The organism is Mesorhizobium sp. BHscii, from assembly GCF_053848065.1.
Genome location: NZ_JBSPKW010000020.1, coordinates 51,554 through 73,352 on the forward strand (window position 1 = coordinate 51,554; position 21,799 = coordinate 73,352).

At 63.6% G+C, this 21,799-nt stretch carries 25 protein-coding genes; 3 read left to right on the top strand and 22 right to left on the bottom strand.

The window, feature by feature from the left end; genetic code table 11:
- Positions 1-10: 10 nt before the first annotated feature.
- The 8 genes from ACWTU7_RS24020 to ACWTU7_RS24055 all read right to left on the bottom strand — a co-directional run bounded on the left by ACWTU7_RS24020 (position 11) and on the right by ACWTU7_RS24055 (position 8,754).
- Entirely contained in the window at positions 11-949 is a 939-nt protein-coding gene (locus tag ACWTU7_RS24020; protein ID WP_287087912.1) for a sugar ABC transporter substrate-binding protein, read from the bottom strand.
- Between the two features lie 36 nt (positions 950-985).
- Positions 986-1,900 (bottom strand): sugar phosphate isomerase/epimerase family protein, encoded by a 915-nt coding sequence (locus ACWTU7_RS24025; protein WP_455840608.1) that lies wholly within the window; start codon positions 1,898-1,900, stop codon positions 986-988.
- A gap of 26 nt (positions 1,901-1,926) precedes the next feature.
- A complete protein-coding gene (locus ACWTU7_RS24030) occupies positions 1,927-3,024 on the bottom strand; it encodes a Gfo/Idh/MocA family protein (RefSeq protein WP_455840607.1) in 1,098 nt (365 codons plus the stop codon).
- A gap of 35 nt (positions 3,025-3,059) precedes the next feature.
- Positions 3,060-4,151, bottom strand: coding sequence for an ABC transporter ATP-binding protein (locus ACWTU7_RS24035; protein WP_455840606.1), 1,092 nt, complete (start codon positions 4,149-4,151; stop codon positions 3,060-3,062).
- A 4-nt stretch (positions 4,152-4,155) separates the two neighbouring features.
- Positions 4,156-5,247, bottom strand: a complete 1,092-nt coding sequence (locus ACWTU7_RS24040) for an ABC transporter ATP-binding protein (protein WP_455840605.1) — start codon at positions 5,245-5,247, stop codon at positions 4,156-4,158.
- Positions 5,244-6,203, bottom strand: coding sequence for a carbohydrate ABC transporter permease (locus ACWTU7_RS24045; protein ID WP_455840604.1), 960 nt, complete (start codon positions 6,201-6,203; stop codon positions 5,244-5,246). The genes ACWTU7_RS24040 and ACWTU7_RS24045 overlap by 4 nt, the downstream gene beginning before the upstream one ends.
- The gene (locus ACWTU7_RS24050) at positions 6,200-7,060 is read right to left on the bottom strand and encodes a carbohydrate ABC transporter permease (protein WP_455840603.1); all 861 of its coding nucleotides are present in this window, start codon (positions 7,058-7,060) and stop codon (positions 6,200-6,202) included. Before ACWTU7_RS24050 ends, ACWTU7_RS24045 begins: the two co-directional genes overlap by 4 nt.
- Before the next feature lie 80 nt (positions 7,061-7,140).
- The gene (locus ACWTU7_RS24055; protein ID WP_455840602.1) at positions 7,141-8,754 is read right to left on the bottom strand and encodes an extracellular solute-binding protein; all 1,614 of its coding nucleotides are present in this window, start codon (positions 8,752-8,754) and stop codon (positions 7,141-7,143) included.
- A gap of 370 nt (positions 8,755-9,124) precedes the next feature.
- Between ACWTU7_RS24055 and ACWTU7_RS24060 the strand changes: the two genes are divergently transcribed.
- Positions 9,125-10,156: a LacI family DNA-binding transcriptional regulator gene (locus tag ACWTU7_RS24060; protein ID WP_455840601.1), complete on the top strand. Its 1,032-nt coding sequence runs from the start codon at positions 9,125-9,127 to the stop codon at positions 10,154-10,156.
- Between the two features lie 239 nt (positions 10,157-10,395).
- Here the strand turns inward: ACWTU7_RS24060 and ACWTU7_RS24065 are convergent, their stop codons facing one another.
- From ACWTU7_RS24065 to ACWTU7_RS24105, 9 genes are all read right to left on the bottom strand, one after another.
- A complete protein-coding gene (locus tag ACWTU7_RS24065) occupies positions 10,396-10,884 on the bottom strand; it encodes an aconitase X swivel domain-containing protein (protein WP_128340974.1) in 489 nt (162 codons plus the stop codon).
- The gene (locus ACWTU7_RS24070) at positions 10,881-12,128 is read right to left on the bottom strand and encodes an aconitase X (protein WP_455840600.1); all 1,248 of its coding nucleotides are present in this window, start codon (positions 12,126-12,128) and stop codon (positions 10,881-10,883) included. Before ACWTU7_RS24070 ends, ACWTU7_RS24065 begins: the two co-directional genes overlap by 4 nt.
- 65 nt (positions 12,129-12,193) lie before the next feature.
- Positions 12,194-13,261 carry an ABC transporter ATP-binding protein gene (locus ACWTU7_RS24075; protein ID WP_455840599.1) on the bottom strand — a complete coding sequence of 356 codons (1,068 nt, stop codon included), beginning with the start codon at positions 13,259-13,261 and terminating at the stop codon, positions 12,194-12,196.
- Complete coding sequence (locus ACWTU7_RS24080; RefSeq protein ID WP_095518747.1) at positions 13,261-14,049, bottom strand: ABC transporter permease; 789 nt, start codon at positions 14,047-14,049, stop codon at positions 13,261-13,263. Before ACWTU7_RS24080 ends, ACWTU7_RS24075 begins: the two co-directional genes overlap by 1 nt.
- Positions 14,049-14,918, bottom strand: coding sequence for an ABC transporter permease (locus ACWTU7_RS24085; RefSeq protein WP_287335821.1), 870 nt, complete (start codon positions 14,916-14,918; stop codon positions 14,049-14,051). Before ACWTU7_RS24085 ends, ACWTU7_RS24080 begins: the two co-directional genes overlap by 1 nt.
- A 25-nt stretch (positions 14,919-14,943) precedes the next feature.
- Complete coding sequence (locus ACWTU7_RS24090; RefSeq protein WP_127211141.1) at positions 14,944-16,005, bottom strand: ABC transporter substrate-binding protein; 1,062 nt, start codon at positions 16,003-16,005, stop codon at positions 14,944-14,946.
- Between the two features lie 56 nt (positions 16,006-16,061).
- Positions 16,062-17,030 (bottom strand): PfkB family carbohydrate kinase, encoded by a 969-nt coding sequence (locus ACWTU7_RS24095; protein WP_455840598.1) that lies wholly within the window; start codon positions 17,028-17,030, stop codon positions 16,062-16,064.
- Complete coding sequence (locus ACWTU7_RS24100) at positions 17,027-18,061, bottom strand: ADP-ribosylglycohydrolase family protein (RefSeq protein WP_455840597.1); 1,035 nt, start codon at positions 18,059-18,061, stop codon at positions 17,027-17,029. Before ACWTU7_RS24100 ends, ACWTU7_RS24095 begins: the two co-directional genes overlap by 4 nt.
- A gap of 2 nt (positions 18,062-18,063) precedes the next feature.
- Positions 18,064-18,789: a GntR family transcriptional regulator gene (locus ACWTU7_RS24105; RefSeq protein WP_455840596.1), complete on the bottom strand. Its 726-nt coding sequence runs from the start codon at positions 18,787-18,789 to the stop codon at positions 18,064-18,066.
- 117 nt (positions 18,790-18,906) lie between these two features.
- Here ACWTU7_RS24105 and ACWTU7_RS24110 point away from each other — a divergent pair, with 117 nt between their 5' ends.
- Positions 18,907-19,377 carry a hypothetical protein gene (locus ACWTU7_RS24110; RefSeq protein ID WP_455840595.1) on the top strand — a complete coding sequence of 157 codons (471 nt, stop codon included), beginning with the start codon at positions 18,907-18,909 and terminating at the stop codon, positions 19,375-19,377.
- Between the two features lie 92 nt (positions 19,378-19,469).
- On the opposite strand, the gene ACWTU7_RS24115 is transcribed toward ACWTU7_RS24110, so the two are convergent.
- The 4 genes from ACWTU7_RS24115 to ACWTU7_RS24130 all read right to left on the bottom strand — a co-directional run bounded on the left by ACWTU7_RS24115 (position 19,470) and on the right by ACWTU7_RS24130 (position 21,037).
- Entirely contained in the window at positions 19,470-19,691 is a 222-nt protein-coding gene (locus ACWTU7_RS24115) for a DUF2934 domain-containing protein (protein WP_455840594.1), read from the bottom strand.
- A gap of 60 nt (positions 19,692-19,751) precedes the next feature.
- Positions 19,752-19,958 carry a hypothetical protein gene (locus tag ACWTU7_RS24120; RefSeq protein ID WP_095518752.1) on the bottom strand — a complete coding sequence of 69 codons (207 nt, stop codon included), beginning with the start codon at positions 19,956-19,958 and terminating at the stop codon, positions 19,752-19,754.
- Positions 19,959-20,058: 100 nt separating this feature from the next.
- Positions 20,059-20,355: a DUF1236 domain-containing protein gene (locus tag ACWTU7_RS24125; protein WP_455840593.1), complete on the bottom strand. Its 297-nt coding sequence runs from the start codon at positions 20,353-20,355 to the stop codon at positions 20,059-20,061.
- Between the two features lie 325 nt (positions 20,356-20,680).
- Positions 20,681-21,037: a hypothetical protein gene (locus ACWTU7_RS24130; protein ID WP_455840592.1), complete on the bottom strand. Its 357-nt coding sequence runs from the start codon at positions 21,035-21,037 to the stop codon at positions 20,681-20,683.
- Positions 21,038-21,266: 229 nt separating this feature from the next.
- On the opposite strand from ACWTU7_RS24130, the gene ACWTU7_RS24135 reads away from it, so the two are divergent.
- Complete coding sequence (locus ACWTU7_RS24135; protein WP_084831392.1) at positions 21,267-21,413, top strand: hypothetical protein; 147 nt, start codon at positions 21,267-21,269, stop codon at positions 21,411-21,413.
- A 72-nt stretch (positions 21,414-21,485) separates the two neighbouring features.
- On the opposite strand, the gene ACWTU7_RS24140 is transcribed toward ACWTU7_RS24135, so the two are convergent.
- Complete coding sequence (locus ACWTU7_RS24140) at positions 21,486-21,779, bottom strand: hypothetical protein (protein ID WP_455840591.1); 294 nt, start codon at positions 21,777-21,779, stop codon at positions 21,486-21,488.
- Between the last annotated feature and the right edge of the window lie 20 nt (positions 21,780-21,799).

Sequence of the window (21,799 nt, forward strand, 5' to 3'; positions counted from 1 at the left end):
TCAGTTTCCATCACTTGTTGTAGAGTTTCAGGATCGGTTCGACGCTCGAGGCGTCGTAGAGGCTGAACGTGTGGATGTCGTAGCCGATCGGCTCACCCGAGGCGGCGAGCCCGAGCAAAGCAACCGGCATGAAGCCCTGTGCCGAAGGGAACTGCCAGGCCGCTGCGTTGACGAAGCCGGCCTTGACGGATTCGGCTGTTTCCTTCGAATTGCCCCAGCCGACGACCGGGATTTTGCCAGCCGGCACGCCAGCGCCGTCGAACACCCGCTTGATGCTGGCCGCCACGGAATCGCCGAGCGCGATGATCGCCGGCGGATTGTTGGCCACCATATAGTCGGTCATCTTGGCGATGATACCGGCCGGATCGGTGCCGCAATCGACGACGTCGTATTTGATGCCGAGCGGATCGAACACGCTGGCGATGCCTTCGGTCTCGAGTTGCTGGTAGCTGGCTCCCGGCACTTCGACCGGCAGGAACACCTTGTCGCCCTGCTTCACCATCTTGTGGTCGACCAGGTATTTTGCCCAGATGGCGCCGGCCTCCTTGAGGTCAGCGCCGACATAGGCCTGCCGTCCGGTCGCCGGATCGTCGGTGTTGAAGAACACGATCGGGATTCCGGCGGCCTTGGCCGCCTTGACCTCCTCGGTCCACAGGCCTGGCTGCGCCGAGGTGGTGGCGATGCCGTCGGGCTTGGCGGCGAGCGCCGAGTTGAACGCTTCCTTCTGCGCCGCCATGTCGCCGCCGCTGAAGGAGATATTGCAGGTCACCTTGAGCTGGTCGCAGGCCTTGGTGGCGCCGGCATTCCAGTCGAGCCAGAAGGCATCCGATGGGCCGCCATGCGACAGCAGGTAGAACGTCTTTTGAGCATCCTGCGCCAGCGCCGAGCCCATGGTCACGCCGGCGAGCACGGTCGCGGCAACGGCGATTTTCGACACGAATTTCAACATTTCTCTTCCTCCCTTTTTGGTAGCCGAACCGTGCCGTCACAGTCCGTTGGCGCGGAATTTGCCGTCGAGGAATTTCTTGGCGCGCGGCACGTCATCTTCCGAAAGATGCTCGATGATAACCGGGATGTTCGGGTGCTTTTCGGCCAGCCGCCTGAGATAGAGGTCGTAGTTCAGCGAACCGAGGCCTGGCGCCGGCAGCTCGATCTCGCCAACACCGCGGAAAGTGTGGCTCTCCAGCGCGTCCTCGTCGCCGATGTCGGCGTGCTTCTCCGACTTGTCACCGCCCGAGCGCTTGACGTCCTTGGCATGGGCTATTCTGATCTTGTCGGTCAGCGTGTCGAATACCTGGTTCAGAATCTGGTCCATCCTGTCGATGTTGTGCGTCTCGAAATAGTTGGTCGGGTCCATCAAAAGGCCGAGACCGGGATGGTCGACCTGCGCGAACATCTTCACCGTCTCCTCGACCGAGCCGACGACATTGTTGACATAGGTTTCGAGCAGGAAGACCGCGCCGTGGTCGTATGCGGTCTGGGCAAGGTCGGCGATGACCTTGCGGCATTCCTCGAACCCTTCCTCGGTCTTGTTCTTGGGATGATGCACCCAATCGGACTCGCTGTTGTAGGTGCCGGTTTCCGAGATAACGTAAGGCGAGCCGAAATTGCGCGCATTGCGGATGATCTCCTTGAGATAGCCGACACGCCTATCACGCTCGCCTATGTCCGGATGGATGATGTTGGTGTAGCCTGACACGCAGCACACCGGCAGATTGTTGTCGCGGAAGGTGTCGCGAACAGTCCGGGCCTTTTCCTTGGTGATCTGCCCGGCCGACAGGTCAACATCCTTAAAATGGAGGTCGAGCTGCACCGTGTTGAAATCGAGCGCGCGGATCTTCTGCGCGGTTTCCTTGAGGCTGTACGGGAAATAGCCCGTGAAAATACCTGCCTGCATCATGATGTGAAGTCCTCCCTGTAAGCGATTCAGTTGATTGAGTTTGTCGAGATTTCGGAAAGCTTGACCGTGCGGCCCTCGTCGATCGAGCGATAGCCGGCTTCGATCAGCGCCATGGTCTTGACGTTGTCGGCGACGGACAGCGCCGGCGGCGTGCCGGTCTTCACCGCGTGCTGGAGCTGCTCCATCACGCCGATGAAGGCATGCGGGAACCACATCGTGTCCCAGTTGGGCGTCATCCATTCGCCCCCGGTGGTCTCGGTCGAAGCATAGGTCAGCGTCGAGGCAGCGCCCGTCGGCCAGCCGATCGTGCCCTTGGCGACGCCCTTTGTGCCGTCGACGCGCCAGTTGATGTGCTGGTCGTCCTTGTAGCCCTCCTGGCGCGGACCGGACCAGACATCCTCAAGCGAAACGGCGAGCACGCCGGACGGGAACCGCAGCGTCGAAACGGTGATGCCGTCCGAATGGTCGAAGCGCGTGCGCGGATCTTTGCGGGTCAGCGTCGTGATCTCGTCGGGATCGCCGAACAGAAAACGCAGCACGTCGAGATGGTGGACGCTCATATTGGCAAGCGTCAGCCGGTCGTAGTCCTTGAGGAAGGTCTGCCAGTGGGGGATCGCATGCATGTCGATCTGGGCGAAGACGATGTCGCCGAGCGCGCCGCTGTCCATGATCTGCTTCAGCACGCGCATCGACTGATCGTATCGCATGTTCTGGTTGACCGAGAGGATCTTGCCGGCCTTGGCCGCCTCGTCGCGCAACTCGATCGCATCCTTGAGCGACAGCGCCAGCGGCTTCTGCGCCAGGACCGCCTTGATGTGCTTCTGCTTCAGCGCATGGCGGATCAGCGCCGGCTGCTGGTCCGGCGGAAAGGCAAGGTCGATGATCTCGACGTTTTCGTCCTCGATCAATTGTTCCGGCGTGTCGTGGACGGTCGGGATCTCCCAGCGCTTGGCGACCTTCTCGGCACTGGCCTTGGTCCGCGAGGCGATCGCCACCACCGGAAAGCCGGCGTCCTTGTAGGCGGCAAGATGGCATTCGGCCATGATCATGCCGGCGCCGACACAGCCGATTTTGTACTCCCTGGTGCGGACTTTAACGTCCGGCTCGAAGTCTCTGCTCGTCATGTCTTTCTCCCGAAGCTCGTTTCTTGCGGCCGCTGTCATCGTCCCAGCGCTGCCCCGCTTTGCCCGAAATAATGCACGCGGCCGGGCTCGCAGGATATCGCCACCATCGCGTCCGGCCTGATATCCGGCTGGCCGCGCAGCAGTGCCCTGAGGCGCGCCTGCCCGGCAGCGAGTGTCACCACGGTATAGCCGCCGAGCGGCTCGACCTCGAACACTCGCGCCGGGCGGCCCGCGCGCCCGTCTGAGACTCCACCCTCCGATATTTCCCCATCCGACCAGGGCCGCACCTTGATGTCTTCCGGCCTGAGCCCGATTTCGACGGCATCGGCCGGAGCAGCCTTGTCCGCGATACGGATCGCGCCTTCAGCCGCCTCGACGCCGCCCTCGCCGCGCAGCGACTTCAAGATATTCATCATCGGCGAACCGAGCAGCCGCGCCACATAAGTGCTCGCCGGCCGGTCATAGATCTCGGCCGGCGCGCCGATCTGTCTGATCCTGCCGTTCTCCAGGATGGCGATGCGGTCGGCGACCGACATCGCCTCTTCCTGGTCGTGGGTGACATAGATCAACGTCTTGCCGAGCTCGCGCTGGATGCGCTTCAACTCGACGCGCGTCTCCTCGCGCAGCCTGGCGTCGAGCGCCGAAATCGGATCGTCCATCAGATAGGCATTGGGATCGCGCACCAGCGCGCGGGCGATCGCAACGCGCTGCCGCTCGCCACCGGAAAGCTGCGCCGGCGGCTTGTGCAGGATGTGGCCGATATGCAGCTTGGCCGCGACGTCGGCGACACGCTTTTCGATTTCGGCCTCGGCGACCCGGCGTTCGACCAAGGGGAAGCGGACATTGTCGCGCGCGCTCATATGCGGAAACAGCGCCAGGTTCTGGAACACCATGGCGACGTTGCGCTCGGCTGGCGACATTGTATTGACCGGACTGCCGCCGATCAGGATCTCGCCTGAGTCAGGCGTTTCCAAGCCGAGCACCAGACGCAGCATCGTCGACTTGCCCGACAGCGGCGGACCGAAGAAGCAGAAGAACTCATTGTCGTTGACCGTGAACGAGGCATCGTCGACGGCGATCGTGGCGCCATAGCGTTTCGTCACATTGCGGAAAACGATATCGGCCATGGTCTCAGCCCGCTTTCATGGCAAGGCCGGTGGCGGCGTCGAAGACGCGTACCGACTGCGCGGCCGGTGCGATCACAGCTGTTTGCCCGACCGACAGTCCCACATCATTGTCGAGCACCGCCTTCACCGCAGCCTCGCCGTCGCCGAGATGGATAATGGTACGCGCGCCGATCCGCTCGACGAAATTCACCGGCATCGACAGGCCGCGGCCGCTTTCGGCCAATGTTACCTGCTCCGGTCGGAAGCCGTAGAGCACCTTACCCCGCACGCCCCGCACAGCGGCGGTAATTTCGACCGGCAGCGGCGGCGTAACACCGAGCGGCCCGAGATCGACGACCAGCCCACGGTCGCTTTCCGCCGGCCTGCCTCTGAGCAGGTTCATCCCCGGCGCACCGATGAAGCGGGCGACGAAGACATTGGCCGGATCGTTGTAGACCTCGAGCGGCGTGCCGACCTGCTGCAGCACGCCGTGGTCCATCACCGCGATGCGGTCGGCCATGGTCATCGCTTCGAGCTGGTCGTGGGTGACATAGACCATGGTCTGCCGGAACTGCCGCTGCAACTGCTTCAGTTCGGTCCGCATCACCGCCCGGAAGGCCGCATCGACATTGGACAGCGGCTCGTCGAGCAGGAAGATCGCCGGCTCCATGATCGCCGAACGGCCGATCGCCACGCGCTGCAATATGTTGACCGACAGCCTGTCGGCCTTGCGGTCGAGCAGCGGCGTCAATTGCAGCATCTCGGCAATGGCTCCGACGCGACGGTCGATCTCGGCCTTTGGCGCGCCGCGCATTTTCGGGCCGTAGGCGAGGTTCTGCCGCACGCTCATATGGGTGAAGATCGCGTAGTTCTGGAAGACGAAGCCGACGCCGCGCCGTCCCATCGGCACGCCGGTCATGTCGCGCTCGCCGAACAGGATCTTCCCGCTGGTCGGCTCCTCCATGCCGGCGATCATGTTCATGGTCGTCGACTTGCCGCAGCCTGACGGCCCGAGCAGCGCCATGAACTCGCCGTCGGCGATGGCCAAATCCATCGTCTTCAGCGCGGTGAAGTCGCCGAACTTCTTGACCAGATTCTGCAGATGGATGGCGCTCATGCCAGCACCTCCCGCGCCCGCGCCATGCGCTTCATGGCAAATACCGCTGCGATGGACAGCACAATCAGGATGGCCAGCGCGATCGCCGCGACATAGCCCCAGATCAGGTCCTGGGTGGTGAGCTTGTAGATGTAGACGGAGATCGTCTCGGTTGCGACGCCGGGACCGCCGCCGGTCATGATGTAGAGCGTGTCGAATATCTTGAAGTTCTCGATCACCCGGATCGCCAGCGCGATGATGATGATCGTCTTCATCTTCGGCAGCACGATGGTGACGAAGCGCTGCCAGGGATTGGCGCCGAGCAGCGTCGCCGCCTTGATCTGATCCTCGGGCACGCCGACCAGGCCGGCAAGCAGGATGAGGAACATCAGTGGTGTCCACTGCCAGATGTCGGCGACCATGACGGCGATGAGCGCCAGCGTCGGGTCCGAAAGCCAGGCGATCGTGACGGGAAAGCCTGATAGCGCCGACAGGATGTCGTTGACCGGGCCGCCCGACTGGAACAGCATGAAGAACATGTAGCCGGCCACCGCCGGCACCACCATCATCGGCATCAGCAGGATCGAATAGAATACCCGCCTGCCCGGAAACTCGTCGGCAAACAGCGTGGCGAGCGCGAGGCCGAGCAGGAATTCCGCAGGCACGCAGATGATCATGACGATGGCCGTGCGCTTTAGCGCGCTCCAGAAGCGCGCGTCGGCGGAAAGGTCGGTGTAGTTGGCGAAATTGTTCCACAGCGACCAGGCGTTCCACCAGCCGAGGCCGGAAAGCGGCGACCAGTCGGTCAGGCTAATATAGAGCTGCATGAGCAGCGGGAAGACGGCGATGAACAGCACCAGGATCTGCGCCGGCAGCGTCAGCCGGAAGCCGAGCTTTGCCCCTTCGTCCCGCAAGGCCGGCTTTGCCTGGACGGCCTTCATCACGTCCTCCGAAATCGTCGCAGTCACCGCGCTCATTGCTTGAGCGCCCCAAAGGTCAGCCCGCGCACCAGATGGCGCTGGATGGCGACGCCCATGATCACAGGCGGCACTGCGGCGATGAGACCGAGCGCCGCCTTGGCGCCGTAGAGCTGTCCCGTCATCGAGGAGGACAGCGAGGCCATGTAGACGGGGACCGTCACCCATTCGCGCGTCGTCAGAAGCAGCGCGATCAGATAGTCCGACCAGTTGAGAATGAAGACGAACAGCGCGGCGCTGGCCAGCGGTGCGCGCATCATCGGCAGCGTGATGCGGGTGAAGACGCGCCACCGCGAACAGCCCTCAACCAGCGCCGCTTCCTCGATCTCGCGCGGCATGTCGTCGAAGAAGGTCTTCATCAGCCAGAAGGCGAAAGGCAGCGTGACGATGCCGTAGATCAGCGACAGTCCCCACCAGCTGTCGGTGAAGTTGAGGAAAGCCCACATGATCATGACCGGGGTCATCACCGCCATCGGCGGAAACAGGCGAAGCTGGATCAGCGCCAGCGGCAGATTCTGGCCCGAGCCGAAGCGCGCCAGTCCGTAGGCGGCTGCCGTGCCGGCCGACATTGCGATTGCCGTGCCGAACGTGGCCGACAGCAGCGACGACAGGATCGGTTTCAGCGCGGTGCGGTCGAGCGCGACGATCAGATTGTTGGTCGATTCCCCGAAGACGAACCGGAAATTGCTGAGCGTCGGGTTCTTCGGCCACCAGGTCAGGTGGGCGCCGGTCGCCGACCATTCGGCGATCGGCTTGAAGGCCATCGACACCATCCACAGGATCGGCACCAGCGTCACCGCCATGGCCGCAAGGATCGCTGCATAGCGGAATATTTCGAAAGGAACGGAACGCTTCATCTTGCAGCTTTGCTGGGGTCATCGTTTGCGGAGGGGAAGAGCAATCACTCCTCCCCTCCATTCGGATTCAGGGAGCAGGATCAGCTGACCGGATCGAGAACAGTAGGCCAGGCTTCCTTGTTGGTCTTGATGGCTTCGAGAAGCTTCTCCTCGCCGGTGCGGCGGGCGATCTTCTTCCATTCGGCCTCGGTGTCGGCCATCGCCTGCTCGGCGGTCTTGGCCTTGGTAAGTGCTGCGACGAGGTTCTCGTCCAGCGCATTGTGGAAGGCGGTGGCGCCGGGATAGTTGATGGTCGGCACGGTGCGGGCGACCGTCTCGCGCACCACATCCATGTGGTAGGCGTGATAGGTCTGGCGGACCAGCGGGTCGGAGAAATCTGACAGCCGGAACGGATCGAAATAGCCGCCAGGATTGGCGGTCATCCAGGCATAGATCCGGCTCGATCCCAACCACTGCAGGAACAGGTAACAGGCCTCCGGATTCTTGGCCTGCGAGGAGACCGAAGCCGAGAGGTTCAGCCACAGCACCGAACGGCTGATCAGCTTCCCGTCGATCTCGCGGCCGGGCGGCAGCATCGAGCCGATCTTGCCGGTGACCTGCGAATCCTTGTTACCGGCATTGTCGAGGAATTTCGGCAGGTTGGAGAAGGCGCAGGTCATGGCGGCGCCGCCCTTGGCGAAATTGCCGTACTGCTCCGGCCAGCCCCAGGAGATCGCGTCCGGCGAATGATGGGCCAGCGAGGCGATGTACTCGTTGGTCGCAGCGATGCCTTGCTCCGAATTGATCAGCGGCTTGCCGGTGTCGTCGAACAGGAACTGATTGGGCGAAGCCATTGAGACATAACGCTGATACCAATTGGTATAGCCCCAGCCCTGGTTGCGCAGATCGGTTGAGCCGAACAAGCCCTTGTCCGGGCGCTGGAAGAAGGCCGCGATCTCGTCATGCTGCTTCCAGGTCTTCGGCGGCGCCAATTCGTAGCCATGCTTGTCGGAGAAGGCTTTCTTTTCGGCCGCGTCGCCGAACAGATCGGTGCGGTAGACCCAGGTCTGGAAATCGCCATCCAGCGACACGCCATAGGTCGAGCCGCGATACTGGTTGAGCAGCGAGACGCCCTTGGCGCCGTTGACATAGCCGCGCTCGGGATCGTCCCATTCCGGCTTGTACTGGGCGACGAAGTCGTCGAGCTTCAGGATGCCGCCGGTTTCGGCGAGATCGCCGAGACGGTTCCATTCCACCGCGTAGATATCATAGGCCCCACCCTTGGTGGAGATGTCCTGCATCGTCTTGGTGAATTCCTGGCCGTTCGGAACGCCGACGATCTCGAGCGGAATGCCGGTTTCCTTCTCCCACAGGTCCTTGATCGAAGGCGCGCCGGCAGGAAATGGCTGCGTCAGCTGGCCGATCGAGCCGTCGGACAGGCCGAGCACGATTTTGGCAGGCGCCTTGCCGGCGCCCTTCATCGCCTTTGCCGCCTCGATGGCGCGGCCTTCCGGCGTATCAGGCCCATACTGATAACGCTCTGAGCCGTCGAAGCCCGTCGGGCCGCCGATCATGCCCGGCGCGAGCGCATCGGCCGCATAGGCGCGGCTGGGACGAATGAATTTCGGTGCGATACCTGCGGCGGCAACAAGCACTGCCGCCTTTCCACCGGACGCCAGCAAACGGCGCCGCGACATGCCGATCATATCAGACATTGGAAGTCCTCCCTCGGGGCCTTGTTCCTCCACGGCCCTTCTGATGGATATTGACGACGCTTTGGGAAGGCTGTCAACATCATAGATACTCAAAACACGTCATAACATCGCAAATGAGGGAGAGAATGCAGTCTAACGAGGTCACTCTACGGTACCTGGTGCTTGAATTTGAGGGAACCGTGCGCAGTCGCCTACCCTTTTCGATCCGGCTCGACGATTTGGTGTAGCGCGCCGGCTTGCGCATCGGCTAAGGCCGGATACATCATTTCCCATCAGAATCGCGGATGGGAATGAAGTCGTCGTCCGACGTACATCCGTTAATCCGCGGTTTTGATGCGCCTGTAGCGCACTAGCAGTAAGGTGATCGACTATGCGGTCCACCCTGACAGACATAGCCCGGGAAGCCGGCGTTTCAGCCGCCACGGTCGATCGTGTGCTCAACAACCGCGCCGGGGTCAGGGCGCGCACCCGCGAAGTCGTACTTGAAACGGCGCAGCGGCTTGGCTACATCGCGGAAAATTCGAACGGCCCGACCCCGCGCAACGCGCTGCGCGGCGATGTCATACGGCTCGATTTCGCCCTGCCCGCCGGCACCAATTCCTTCATCAAGATGCTGCACCGGCATATCGAGGCGCAGGCGCAGTCGCGGCCGGACCTCGACGTGCGCGTCGCCACGATCGAAGGCTTCAATCCCGACCGACTTGCCCGCCTGCTGCAGGAATTGCGCGGCCAGACGCAAGGTGTCGGCGTCATTGCGCTCGATCATCCGACCGTCCGTGAGGCAATCCGCTCGCTGTCGGCCAGCGGCGTCAAGGTCGTCACCATCGCGTCCGACATCCTGCATGTGCCGAGGGTCGCCTATATCGGCATCGACAACCGCGCTGCCGGCCGGCTCGCCGGCTATCTGCTCAATCGCTTCATGGGCGCTGACCGTCCGGGCAAGGTCGCGCTGTTCGCCGGCTCGCTCTCCTATCGCGGCCATGAGGAACGCGAGATGGGGTTCCGCCACATCCTCACGGAAGAATCGCCCAATCTGCAGATCGTCGAGATGCGCGAGATGCTGGACGACCGGGAAAAGGCCTATGCGGAGGCCTCCGCCCTGCTGGACCGGCACCCGGACCTGGCCGCGATCTACAATGTCGGCGCTGGCAACACCGGCATCGCCCGGGCGCTCAGGGAACGAGGGCGGGCGCTGTCGACCGTGTTTCTCGGCCATGAGGTGACGGAAGGCACCAAGGAGCTTCTGCTCGACGGCACGCTCGACGCGGTCATCGACCAGAATCCGCGCGTCGAGGCCCGCGAAGCGCTCAACACCTTGACCCATGCGGTCAGGGGCTTGCCCTACGAACTGCACCAGCCAAGGCTGCAGGTGATCTTCAGGGAAAGCATCCCGGAGATCTGAACGGAAGTTCCTGGATAAGAAAGGCCGCGCCAGCAAGTGGGGCTGTGGCTGCGGCGATCAGGGTAATCTTGAGCTCGATGCCGTGCGGGCTGTTGTCTACGGGACGAGGAGGACCGGGATCTCCTCCGCATGCAAACGGTTCGGCGTTCGGCTGGTTCGCGGCGGAAGCGGCTGCCGCGAGGATCGTTCGCGAACACTGGCGCGGCACGCTCGGCCGCGACGAGACGCTGGACTGCGGCCTATTGGCGACGTGGCGCGGCAGGACCGATGGCCGGCTGGATCCTGCTCACGATCGCTTGCGCATCCTCGCCAAGGCCGATCGCGATCCGGTCGCCGGAAACAATGCCTGATATGTCGCAGACGACCAGCGGCATGCTGACATCGTAGAGAAACTCGGCGACGATGGCGCCGACGGCCAGGATCGGGTCGGGCCGCTGCAGGATAATGCCGGCCGGCGCCGTGCCCCTGCGGATCGCCTCGGCCAGAACCGAGGACGAGGACGAAGATCCCCGCCCGGAAGCCATCACCAGGATCTTGGCAGCGACATTTTGGCCAAGACCAGGATGCGAACGGTCGATGATGTCGCCCGTCTCGATGTCCAGGCCGCCCCAGAAACTGAGCGCTTGCGACAGCACCAGCGCCGAGCCTTGTGCCTCGCCGGCAAGCTGGAAACTGCCAACTCTGTTCAGGGCTCGACTTTTCAGGGCTCGACTTGCCTGTTCACTCATGGCGCACCCCTCACGACGTGCCCGACCGCTGCCGAGCGGATGCAGTCCTCCATCTCGCCGAACGCCACCGAGACGCCGATATTGCCGGGGGCGTAATGCGCCCATTTGCCGGAGTTGGTCATCACCACGCCGTCGAGGCGCTCGATAATGGTGGTGACATAGGTGCAGGTATCGGTCACTGGAATGAGGTTGAACGCCTTCACACTCTCCAGCTCGCCCTCGTTCTGAAGCCGCGTCAGCGTCGCGCGCCCGGTGTTGACATAGATCGGGACGCCCCTGCACGGCGCGATATGGCGCAGCATCGGCAGCAGGCGCATCCACTCGTGATGGGAAAAATGCGGCGTGCCGAGCGATACGGCCGCAAGCGGCGCACCGTCGGGGACGCTGGACAGCCTGGCCAGAGCATGATCGATGTCGGCGCGAGAGATCCGGATCGTCTCCTCCGGCGCCTTGCCGCGAAACGCCTCGTCGAGCGTCTTTGCTTCCGGCGTGATGCCGACCGCATGAAACAGTGCCACCGCGCCCGTCGTTGCCGCCGCCGCACCCAGCGCCTTCAGCTGGTCCTCGTCGCGCGGCTGCGGCAGGCCCGATATCACCGGGATGCGGTCGCCACTCGCCTGCCCGATGATCAGCCCGACGCCAACGAACAGGGCGTCGGTAGGCTCGAAAGAACCGGTCAGCTCGAACAGCATCTGGCCGCGCCGGTTTTCGCTCAAATGCAGCCCCCAGGCCGGCGCCCGCCCGGTCATCGCGCAGCACAAATCGATGAAATCACCATAGCGATTGGTCCGCGCTCCAATCACCGAATTGGCAAAGACGATGGCGTTGGACTCGCCCCAGGCGATCTGCTCGCCGAAAGCCGGCCGGAACCGCGTCTGATAGGGCGCGCAGGTGAAGGTCGCCTGACAGCCGAGCTCCAGATGCGCCTTCATCAGCCGCCGCGCCGGCACTTCTTCGGCGGCCGGCATCTTCACCAGGCCGGGATGGATGAGGTCGAACGAACCGACATTCAATGTGGTGGGCACCCGAACGCTGCCACCGCCCTCGACCAGCCTCTCGACGAAATCGAGACCGGCCTGGCCGTGATAGAGGCAGCCGTCGATGTGGGCACCGGCAATATCCAGCAGCTTGCGCGCGCCGACCGCCTTCGAAAAGGCGACCAGGATCTTCATCGCTGCGGCCACGGCCGGGCCGTGCTCGCCCTGCAGCATCGACTGGTCGCCCGCCGTCAATTCAAGCGCCATCGGGTGTTCCGCTTTCCTCACTATGCCCGACCATGCTCTCACTGATTGCAGTCCGCCTGGCAAGATCAGTTCGCGGCGATCAGCACCGTACTCTTCGGCGACCAGCGCAGCAGCACCTCCTGGCCTTCCGCCAGCCTGTCAGCGCCGGTGTTCTGCACGATGACCTTGAGCGTCTGGCCGTCGCGTTCGACGAAATACGTACTGTTGTTGCCGGCGAAGATACGCTTGGAAACTTGGCCACGGAGCACATTGCCATTGGCCTGGTCCGCGCTTCCGGAATCGATGGCGATGCGGATGCGTTCGGGCCGCACCGCGCAGCTGGCCTTGGCGCCGGCGGCAAGCGTCGCCCCTGCCCGGGCGGCGATCGTCGTGCCGTCGGGCAGCCGGATACCGACGCCTGTGGTCTCGCCGCGAAAGATGTTGGCATCGCCGAGGAAGGTGGCGGCGAATTCGCTTTTCGGGCTGTCGTAGATCTCCTCCGGCGGCCCTTCCTGCACCAGCCGGCCATCGCGCAGGATACCGATGCGGTCGCTCATCGTGAGCGCTTCTTCCTGGTCGTGGGTGACGAAGATGGTGGTGATGCCGATCTCGCGCTGGATACGCTTCAGTTCGATCTGCATGTCTACCCGCAGCGCCTTGTCGAGCGCGCCGAGTGGTTCGTCGAGCAAAAGCACACGCGGCTTGGTGACGATGGCGCGGGCCAGCGCAACCCGCTGGCGCTGACCGCCGGACAGCTGGTGCGGCCGGCGGCCGCCGAGCTTGCTGAGTTGTACCAGATCGAGCGCGCGCTGCACCTCGCTTGCAATAGTTGCCTTGGCTTCGCCACGCACCGACAGGCCGAAGGCAACATTGTCGGCCACGCTCATATTGGGAAACAGCGCATAGTTCTGAAACACCATGCCGATACGCCGCCTCTCGACCGGCACCCGCTCGACGCTCTCGCCGCCGATCGCGATGCGGCCCGAGTCGGGGAAATCGAAGCCCGCGATTTGCCGCAGCAGCGTGGTCTTGCCGCTGCCCGAGGGCCCAAGCAGTGCATAGAAACCACCGTCGGCAAAATCGATGGAGACGTCATCCAGTGCCTTGTGCGCCCCGAAATTGCGCGACAAATTCGATACCTGAACGCCGGCCATTATTTCTCTCCGCCGAATTTGAAGAAACGTGCCGTAAGCAGCATCAGCGCCATCGAGACGACGATGATGATCGTCGAGACCGCGTTGATCTCGGGCGTGAAACCCTTGCGGATCGCGGCGTAGATCTCGACTGGCAAGGTTGTCTGACCCGGCGTCGACAGGAAGTAGGACACCACGAACTGGTCGAACGATACGGCAAAGGCGAACAGCCCGCCGGCGATGACGCCCGGCATGATCCAGGGCAACGTCACGCGCCGCGTCACCTGCCACTGGTTGGCGCCGAGCGATCGCGCCGCCTCTTCCAGTTCCGGCGCAAAGGTCTGCAGCCGTGCCGAGACGACGACGATGACATAGGGCAGCGCCAGCGCCACATGGCCGAGCAGGATTGCGAACAGACCACGCCCGATGCCGACGCCGAAGAAGAAGATCAGCATCGCCGTGCCGGTGATCAGCCACGGAATGGCGATCGGCGGAAACAGCAGCGCTTGCAGGAATTTCTTGCCGCGAAATTCGTAGCGATAGAACGCCAGCGACGCCGCCGTACCGAGCGCGGTGCAAAGGATGGTGGTGATGACGGCGATCTCTATGCTGTTCGAGGTTGCGGAGATCAGCTGGTCGTTCTGCCACAGCGACGCGTACCATTCAGTCGTCCATTCGAACGGCAATTGGTAGAAGGGCGAGACGTTGAACGACATCAGCGCCATGATGACGATCGGGAGATAGAGGAAGGCGAGCAGAAGCCAGATGTAGAGCCGGCCAAGCCATTCGAGGATACGGGTCGTCGCCATCAGGCGGCCCTCCTGAGCACCGGCGATGTCAGCGCAAGAATGACCAGGACGACGGCCAGCAGGATGAAGGACAGCGCTGCGCCCAGCGGCCAGTTGAAGACGGCGACGAACTGATCCTCGATGACCGTTCCGTAGAAGGTACCGGTGCGCCCGCCGAGGATACGCGGCTCCATGAAGGAGCCGACGACGGGCACGAAGATCAGCGCTGCGCCCGCCACCAGCCCCGGCATGGACAGCGGGATGATCACCCGCCTCAGCATCTGCAGCCTTGAGGCGCCGAGCGAGCGCCCTGCCTCGATCAGCGAGTCGTCGATGGCCTGCAGCGTGAGGTAACAGGTCAGCACCATGTAGGGCACGTAGGAATGCACCAGCCCGATGACGACGGCCGGATACGAATACATCAGGTCGATGTTGATCTTGAACGGCAGCACGGCGTTGAGCGCGGTGTCGAGAATGCCGCCCTCGCGCAGCACCATCGCCCAGGAGAAGATGCGCACCAGCCCGTTCGACCAGAACGGCAGGATGACGAGCAGGAAGATCGCCTCGCGGCTGCGCCCTTTCAGCACCTTGGCCAGCACATAGGCTGCGGGAAAGCCGATGACGACGCACCACAGGGTCACCTCAAGCCCGAGCCTGAGCGACGCCAGCAGCAGCGTCAAATACAGCCGCTCTGAGAAGAAGGTGGCGTAGTTCTCCAGCGTGAACGACCACGCCTTCCCCGACAGCGGCAGCTCGGTCATGGAGGAGAAGAAGACCATGGCCGACAGCGGCAGGAAGATCGCCACCGTCAGCCACAGATAAGCGGGCAGAAGCAGGGGCAAAGCCGATCGCAATCCGCTCCTCGAACCGGTCGCGACCTGTTCCGCCATATGCCTCTCCCCGAAAGCCCGCCCGCTACTTCACGTTGACCTTGAGCTCTTGCCACAGCGCCAGATAGGCCTCGCGCTGCGCATCGGTGATGGGCGCCTGGAACTGGATGCGCTTGGCGACATCGGGATCGCCCATCACCTTGCGGTTGAACGCATCTTCGGGAAGCGCTGCAACCGCCTTGGTGTTGGCCGAGACCGGCGCGCCGACCTTGGTGACCCATTCAACGTAGAAGCCGGGATCGATCATGTAGTTGATGAACGCCTCGGCGCCGGCGACATTCTTGGAGCCGACCGGAATGGAAAAGGCGTCGAGCCAGGCGACGGCGCCTTCCCTTGGGATGACCAGCGAGACCGGCAGCTTGAAATGCGTCTTGGCGCGGTCGGCCGAACCGCTCCAGTAGGTGCCGATGTCGATCTGGTTGGAGGCGACCATCTGGTTCCAATCGTTCTCCGAGCTCCAGAATGTCTTGATCTGCGGCATCAGCGAGGTCAGCTTCGCCTTGACGGCTTCCATGTCCTTGATGTCGTTGATGTTCTGGCCGGTGGCGATGGCGCCGAACTGAACCGCTTCGACCGCGTCGTCGCGAATGACCACGCGGCCCTTATGGGCCTCGTTCCACATTTCGGTGATGCTGGTCGGCGGCGTCTCGAAGGACTTCTCGTTGATGGCGAGCGCGGTCAAGCCCCACACCCATGGCACGCCATAGACCTTGCCGTCACGAACGAGCATCGGCGATCCCGCCTTGTCCGGGCTGATGTCGGCGTAATTGGGAATATTGGCAACGTCGATCGGCTGGATCAGCTTTTCCGCCATCGCCTGGTCGTTGAAGGCTGCGTTGATCATGACGACGTCGTAGAGGCCGGGATTGGTCCTCAGCTTGGTCAGCATTTCCTGTTCGGAATTGAAGAAGTCGTTGACGACCTTGTTGCCGGTCGCCTTCTCGAAGGCCGCGATGGCCCAGGGCTCGTCGGCCCCGTAGCCCTTCCAGTTGAGCACATGCACTTCAGCGGCAGTGGCGGCCAGCGTCAGCGCGGAGGTGAAGACGGCAGTCGCCGTCAGAAAAGCAGTCAGTTTTGGCATGCGCATGTTCGTTCCTCTCATTGTTTTGCCCGGTTGGCGGGCTTGTTGCGTCATTTAGGCTGTCACAAATGGGCCTCTTGCTTCCGGCCGTGCACGGATCGATCGTCATAGCCGAGGAATGTCTGGATCTCCTGGTCGGTCGGCGCCGATGATCCGCCATGGCGGGTGACCGAGAGCGCCGCCGCCGCATTGGCGTAGCGCGCCGCTTCGAAGGGCGGCACGCCGCGCGAAAGCGCGCTGACGAAGGCGCCGATATGGGTGTCGCCGGCGCCGTTGGTATCGACGGCGGCGACCTTAAAACCGGGCACGGCCTGCGCGGTGCCGTCAGCCAACCGCACGAAGCAGCCTTTTGCCCCGGCGCGGATGACGACCCCCTCGGCGCTCGGACTGTGGTTGGAAAGAAGCCCGGCAGCAATAGCTTCGACATCGCCGGGGCCGGCGATCTCGGCCGCTTCTACGATGTTGCAGCTCAGCCAGCTCGTGCGCGCCAGCACCCGGTCGAGAATGGTGCGCGGGATGTCTGATATAACAGGCGTCGGATCGAAGACGAAGGGAATTTCCGCCGGCAGCGCCTCGATCCAGTCGGCCAGCGCATCGCGGCTGCCGACATAGCTCAGCGTGTAGCCGGAGGCGAACACCCAATCCCCCGGCGCAACCCGGACGGGCGCCATCATGCCGAGGCTGAGCACACTCTCGGCACCAGGCCATGACACGAAGGTGCGCTCGGCGTCGCCGCTGATCATGGCGACGCAATTGCCGCTGTCCATCATGGTGGATGCCGGGGTCAGCGTTGCGATGCCTTCCGCCGCGAGGGCGGCGCGCAGGAAGTCACCATTCGGTCCGCTGCCGAGTTGGCCGCCGAACACCACTTTCATACCGGTGCGGCTGACCGCGACCATCATGTTGAAGCCGCCGCCGGCGACCTGGGCAAAGCTCGATGCGGTTTTCTCGGTGCCGGGCGCCGGCAAGGCGTCGATGCGGTAGACATAGTCGACCACCGCGCTGCCGATATGGACGAGACGCCCGCTCATGCCGCCGCGTCCTTGCCTGAAATGCTTTTCGCCATCCGCGCCGCGACCAGGTCGGCGGCGAGCGCGCGCACCTGCGCAATGTCGAGGCCTATGAGCCGGTTGATGTGTTCCCGCGGCAATCGGGAAAAGCCGGCGCAGGCGCCTGCCATGCCGGCGGCAATGGCGCCGATCGTGTCGGTGTCGCCGCCGAGATTGGCGCTGATGACGGCCGCCAGCCAGGGATCGCCGCCGGCTATTTCCAGCACCGCGAAGGCCGCCGGAACCGATTCCTGGCTGGCGACGCCGGTGCCGACCAGGTCGACGATGAGCCGGATGCCGTCAGTGACAGCCTTGCCGCGAACGAGGCTCCTCGCCCAGTCGATACGCGCGGCAATGTCGCCGCCGGTGATCCAGTGTCCGAGTGCCGCCCCTTGCCTTGCCGCCACGACCGCCCGGTCCGAGGCCGCACGCCAGTCGCCGCCGGCAACGCCGCGGCTGACGGCGGCAGCGACGGCTGCGGCTGAAGCAATGGCGATCGAGGTGTTGTGCGTGGCGCGGCAGGTTTCGGCGACCTTGGCGACCAGCGCGTCGAGCGGCTCCGGCGGCATCATGATGCCGACCGGCGCGATCCGCATCGCCGCGCCATTGGTGTCGCCGCCACTTCCCGCTTCCTCGGCCGGCACGCCGCCATTGATGGCGTCGATGGCGCGCTTGGTCGAAGGCCCGAGCAGGTCGTAGCTGCCGCGCGCCTTGACCTCGCGCTCCCAGTCGAGCAGCGCATTGACCCAGCGCGTATGATCGAAGCCATCGCCTGAAACAACCAGGATACGGCCGAGCAGCAGCGCCTGTTCGGTGTCGTCGGTAACAGTGCCGGCGGCCAGGCCTTTCGAGACGGGATGGTCGGCGACGGGCGCGACGAAATCCTCGACGTGGCCGTAGAGCTCGGCGATGCGGGCCGGCGACAACAACTGCGTCGGCATGCCGAGCGCATCGCCCAGCGCACCGCCGATAAGCGCACCCATCGCCCGGTCGATCGCCTCGGCCGTGTCCATACTCAGAACTCCAGGTGAAGTGCGAAATGCGCCGGATTGAGAAGGCTGGTGACAAATTCGATGGCGCGGCCATCGGCCGCGCGCGTCAACCGCCGCGTGCGCAGGAACGGCGCGCCGGGCGCGCAATCGAGAATGGCCGCGTCCTCGGCGCTCAGCATCTCGATATCGACCCACTCCTCGCCGTGATCGGGGACGAGCCCCGCCCCTCGCAGCGTCTGGTGCAGCGAGCCCTCGCGCAGGCCGCGCAGCGGCACGTCCTCCAGCTCGGGCGACAGCGGCAAGCGGCTGCGCTCGATCGAGATGGCGTGGCCGTCATCGGCGTTGCTGCGCACCCGGTCAACGGCGATGAAGAACGGGCTTTCGACACCCAGCCTGGCAGCGAGCTCGGCATCCTGCATGACTTCGAGCCTGAGCGTGCGCGTGTCGGCATTGGCGCCGGCATTGGCCAGCGCCCGCGACCAGCCGACGGCGTCGTCGACCGGCATGCCGTCGAAGGTGACGAACGAGCCGATGCCGACTTTGGTGGTGATCAGCCCGCGGCTCGACAGTTCCTCGAGACCCTTGCGGATGGTGTTGCGGCTGACGGAAAAGCGCTGGACGAGCTCGTTCTCGCTCTGCAGGCGGTCGCCGAAGCCGAGCACGCCGGAGCGGATCTCGTGTTCGAGGACGGTGGCGATCCGTTCGGGCTTGCCCGTACCGGGAGACGGCAGAGCCGTGCGACGCGTCATGGAATACCTGTTCAGTAGACCTGTATAGTCCTGTTCAATACCGTGACATGGCGGTCATGTCAACGGCTCGTGGCCAGCACGCTTTTGAGTTCCCCATCCTGGGCAAGGATTGCTCTGATGATCCCGAACGGTTCGTCGCAGGCTGGAATTTTATGGGAACCTTCACCACCCCCGAGCGGTTTTTTCTATTGTCGCAAATGCGGCGACAACCGAGAAAATGGAGACAAATGGAGAAAAATCATGCTCACGAAGATTCTCGCAGCGTCCGTACTTGCCGCCGGTCTGGCCACCTCTGCGATGGCCCAGAATACCAGCGACCCGGACGCTGACATGGGTCCCGGCAGCGACAGAAGCGTCGTCACCGACCCTGCCCCGGTCGATCGGAACCTCGTCGAGCCGAATGCCGTCGATCCCGGGATTACGGGTAGCATTATTGCGGGCCCTGATGACTTGAATTCAAACGCCGACTTGAATTCTAATGCCGATCGTAACTGCCCTATAGGCCCGCAGGGCGCGATGCCGGATGCAACGAACAAGGCTCCCGGCACGGTTTCACCGACCGTCAACGACAACCACTGCGGCAAGTAGCCGAGAGCGATTTCAGGACTCACGCTTTCGGCCGCGGCACGGACAGAGTTTCGTCCCGCGGCCGAAACGCTGTGTTACCGAAGCGCTATGTTCTAGCTTGCTGAACTCTTGCGCGGTCGGACAGCTTTTGGCTTGGTGGCCTTTCCGGTCGCGGGACCCTTCGCTTTCGGCCTGCTCTCCTCAGCATCGATCTCGGCTGTGGCCTGAGCCCAGTGCTGCTGGTGCGCGCCGTCGGGCCGGCCGGCCTGCTCCCAGATCGCGTGGGCCCGTTGGCGAATGCGTTCCTGCCTGTCGTCCGTCACTGTTGCCTCCATCGGCTCAAATCCGTGAGCGGCAACTTTTAGCTGAAATTTCGTTCGGCGTCTTGGGCGGCTTCAGCCCTGGTCGGACAGAACCGCGACACCGAGAAGCGCCGCCTTTTTGGTGATCAGCCCCGCCAGATCCGCGTCCGAGCGCTCCGTTCCAGTTCGCTCACGAACCTCTGCAATCAACTCCTTCATCGACAACAGGGCAGTGCCCCGTTCAGCAAGCAGCTTGTCGACAGATGCGGCCACATTGCGTGACTGGACATGGGGCAACATGAAAATGGCTCCTTCCCGCGACAAGACGATCAACGGCCGGCGGCCTGCCGGCGAGCCGCCGCTCCCTCTTGCGTCTTCCCGAGAGAGCGGCGGGTGAAGGTCAGTCGATGACCTGCACGATCCTGCGGGTGCCGGGGTCGACCAGCACGGTGCGACCGTCGACGACCACGTATCTGTACTCGACGTCGGGAACTTCGTGAAGTTCAACCGTGTCGGGCAAAGTGGAACCGATATTGAGCTCCACTCCCAAAAGGCTGATCGACGCCAGCGGGTGCTTCTGCACATATTCGCGGACGACTGTCTGCTGCTCGGGCGTGACAATCACCTGGTCTGCGGTGGCCACGCCGATACCGGCGAGCAGAACCAGCCCGGCGGCAGGAACAAGGTGGATTTTCATCGTCTTCTCCTGTCTGTTTGCGGGCTGCGCCTTCCCCAGTCGGGAACGGCGCGCCCACATTGAAAACGCTCACACAACCTTCTTTGTTCCGTAGCGGCGGCTGTTCGATCCCCGCATTGGTGCCGCCCTGATGCGACCACAGTGGCCCGCGTTCCTGTCGCAGGCACGCGGGCCGATCGGATTGCCCGATCAGCAGCGATACCGGAGGGGGTGATATCGACTGCTTCGAGAGGAACATTTAGCAAGAGCTAATGTTCCGGGCCGAAGGCGAAAAAGTGTGCCGGCGTCGGGCACCCGTCAGGCGCGAGGCGGCAAAGGCCCGAATCTATTGTTTCGGCGGCTGTGCCGGCACCTCGCCGGGCTTGAGCACCGGTGTCTTCCCTTGGTCCGGCGGCGGTGCGGCCATGCCTTGATCGCCGGTCGGCGGCGGTTGCAGCACGCCGTTGCAGGGATCAAGCGTGTCGGTCAGGCTGTCGCTGGCACCGTTGTTGACGGGCGGCTTCTGCTGCTGGCCGTTCTGCGGCTGGGCCTGGCAGGGGCCGGCAGGCGCCTGGTCTTGTGTCTCCGTCTGGGCGGCAACCGGCGCCGCCAACGCCAGTGCACCCAGCACGCCCATCATCAGCGTCCCCGTCATCAGCGTGCCCGTCATCCGCGTACTTGGCAAGAATTCGAAAGGTTTCACGTCGAACTCCTTTCCCGCGAAGGATCACCTCCTTGCCAAAGCAGGTGGGCGGCGATTGGTTCCCGTATGCTGCGACGCGCCCGGCTCCGTGCTGGTTCAATCGACTGACAGGATAGTTTGAGCGGCAAGAGCGACGAGTACCGTGGAAGACGCGAAAAACCGCCCCGTTTCCGGGACGGGCGCAGCATGTTGGGGAATCGTTAATCAGCGATTGCTACTATATTGGACCATGACCAAGAATCTCGGAAACGCCGTCAGGAATGCCCCGAAGGAACCGGCAAGGAGCTCCGCCCTCAGCCGGCTGGCGCCCGCCTTGTTTCCCCTGGCGGTCGTCGCGCTTGGATATCTGATCGGCTGGCAGTTCTTCGGCTTCTAGGGCATCGGCCCCCTCGATGTCGCGCGAAGAGACGTCGCGCGAACAGACCTTGGATCAGAGGCCGGCTGCTTCTCAGTCCGGGAAATCGAAAACCGGCTCCTCACATCGATGGACCCGACATTGACCGTCAAGCGTCCGGACATAGGAGGCGACAGGCACGTCGGGCCAGTCGCACTCATTGCCGTATTGGCGGACATATCGATCGTAGGTGTTGCGGCCGGTGGTCAGGACCACCGCGCGCCGGCTCTGGATCAGAAGCTGCGTCTGTTCGCATGTCATGGTGCGCGCATCCGGCCGGGCGTAAGCCATGCTTGTGGCGGCGAGCAGGATCGCTGCGGCTGTCGAGGCGATTGGGCGAGCTGGCATGGTGCATCCTCACAAGGGTC

Bases quoted from the DNA above. Each gene is read 5' to 3' on its own strand.
- ACWTU7_RS24125 (WP_455840593.1), bottom strand. From the start codon at position 20,355: ATGAAAATCCACCTTGTTCCTGCCGCCGGGCTGGTTCTGCTCGCCGGT.
- ACWTU7_RS24070 (WP_455840600.1), bottom strand. From the start codon at position 12,128: ATGGCGCTTGAATTGACGGCGGGCGACCAGTCGATGCTGCAGGGCGAG.
- ACWTU7_RS24105 (WP_455840596.1), bottom strand. From the start codon at position 18,789: ATGACGCGTCGCACGGCTCTGCCGTCTCCCGGTACGGGCAAGCCCGAA.
- ACWTU7_RS24080 (WP_095518747.1), bottom strand. From the start codon at position 14,049: ATGGCGACGACCCGTATCCTCGAATGGCTTGGCCGGCTCTACATCTGG.
- ACWTU7_RS24090 (WP_127211141.1), bottom strand. From the start codon at position 16,005: ATGCGCATGCCAAAACTGACTGCTTTTCTGACGGCGACTGCCGTCTTC.
- ACWTU7_RS24120 (WP_095518752.1), bottom strand. From the start codon at position 19,958: ATGTTGCCCCATGTCCAGTCACGCAATGTGGCCGCATCTGTCGACAAG.
- ACWTU7_RS24140 (WP_455840591.1), bottom strand. From the start codon at position 21,779: ATGCCAGCTCGCCCAATCGCCTCGACAGCCGCAGCGATCCTGCTCGCC.
- ACWTU7_RS24135 (WP_084831392.1), top strand. From the start codon at position 21,267: ATGACCAAGAATCTCGGAAACGCCGTCAGGAATGCCCCGAAGGAACCG.
- ACWTU7_RS24075 (WP_455840599.1), bottom strand. From the start codon at position 13,261: ATGGCCGGCGTTCAGGTATCGAATTTGTCGCGCAATTTCGGGGCGCAC.
- ACWTU7_RS24060 (WP_455840601.1), top strand. From the start codon at position 9,125: ATGCGGTCCACCCTGACAGACATAGCCCGGGAAGCCGGCGTTTCAGCC.
- ACWTU7_RS24050 (WP_455840603.1), bottom strand. From the start codon at position 7,060: ATGAAGCGTTCCGTTCCTTTCGAAATATTCCGCTATGCAGCGATCCTT.
- ACWTU7_RS24115 (WP_455840594.1), bottom strand. From the start codon at position 19,691: ATGGAGGCAACAGTGACGGACGACAGGCAGGAACGCATTCGCCAACGG.
- ACWTU7_RS24110 (WP_455840595.1), top strand. From the start codon at position 18,907: ATGATCCCGAACGGTTCGTCGCAGGCTGGAATTTTATGGGAACCTTCA.
- ACWTU7_RS24095 (WP_455840598.1), bottom strand. From the start codon at position 17,030: ATGAGCGGGCGTCTCGTCCATATCGGCAGCGCGGTGGTCGACTATGTC.
- ACWTU7_RS24065 (WP_128340974.1), bottom strand. From the start codon at position 10,884: ATGAGTGAACAGGCAAGTCGAGCCCTGAAAAGTCGAGCCCTGAACAGA.
- ACWTU7_RS24020 (WP_287087912.1), bottom strand. From the start codon at position 949: ATGTTGAAATTCGTGTCGAAAATCGCCGTTGCCGCGACCGTGCTCGCC.
- ACWTU7_RS24025 (WP_455840608.1), bottom strand. From the start codon at position 1,900: ATGATGCAGGCAGGTATTTTCACGGGCTATTTCCCGTACAGCCTCAAG.
- ACWTU7_RS24100 (WP_455840597.1), bottom strand. From the start codon at position 18,061: ATGGACACGGCCGAGGCGATCGACCGGGCGATGGGTGCGCTTATCGGC.
- ACWTU7_RS24040 (WP_455840605.1), bottom strand. From the start codon at position 5,247: ATGAGCGCCATCCATCTGCAGAATCTGGTCAAGAAGTTCGGCGACTTC.
- ACWTU7_RS24085 (WP_287335821.1), bottom strand. From the start codon at position 14,918: ATGGCGGAACAGGTCGCGACCGGTTCGAGGAGCGGATTGCGATCGGCT.
- ACWTU7_RS24035 (WP_455840606.1), bottom strand. From the start codon at position 4,151: ATGGCCGATATCGTTTTCCGCAATGTGACGAAACGCTATGGCGCCACG.
- ACWTU7_RS24055 (WP_455840602.1), bottom strand. From the start codon at position 8,754: ATGTCTGATATGATCGGCATGTCGCGGCGCCGTTTGCTGGCGTCCGGT.
- ACWTU7_RS24045 (WP_455840604.1), bottom strand. From the start codon at position 6,203: ATGAGCGCGGTGACTGCGACGATTTCGGAGGACGTGATGAAGGCCGTC.
- ACWTU7_RS24030 (WP_455840607.1), bottom strand. From the start codon at position 3,024: ATGACGAGCAGAGACTTCGAGCCGGACGTTAAAGTCCGCACCAGGGAG.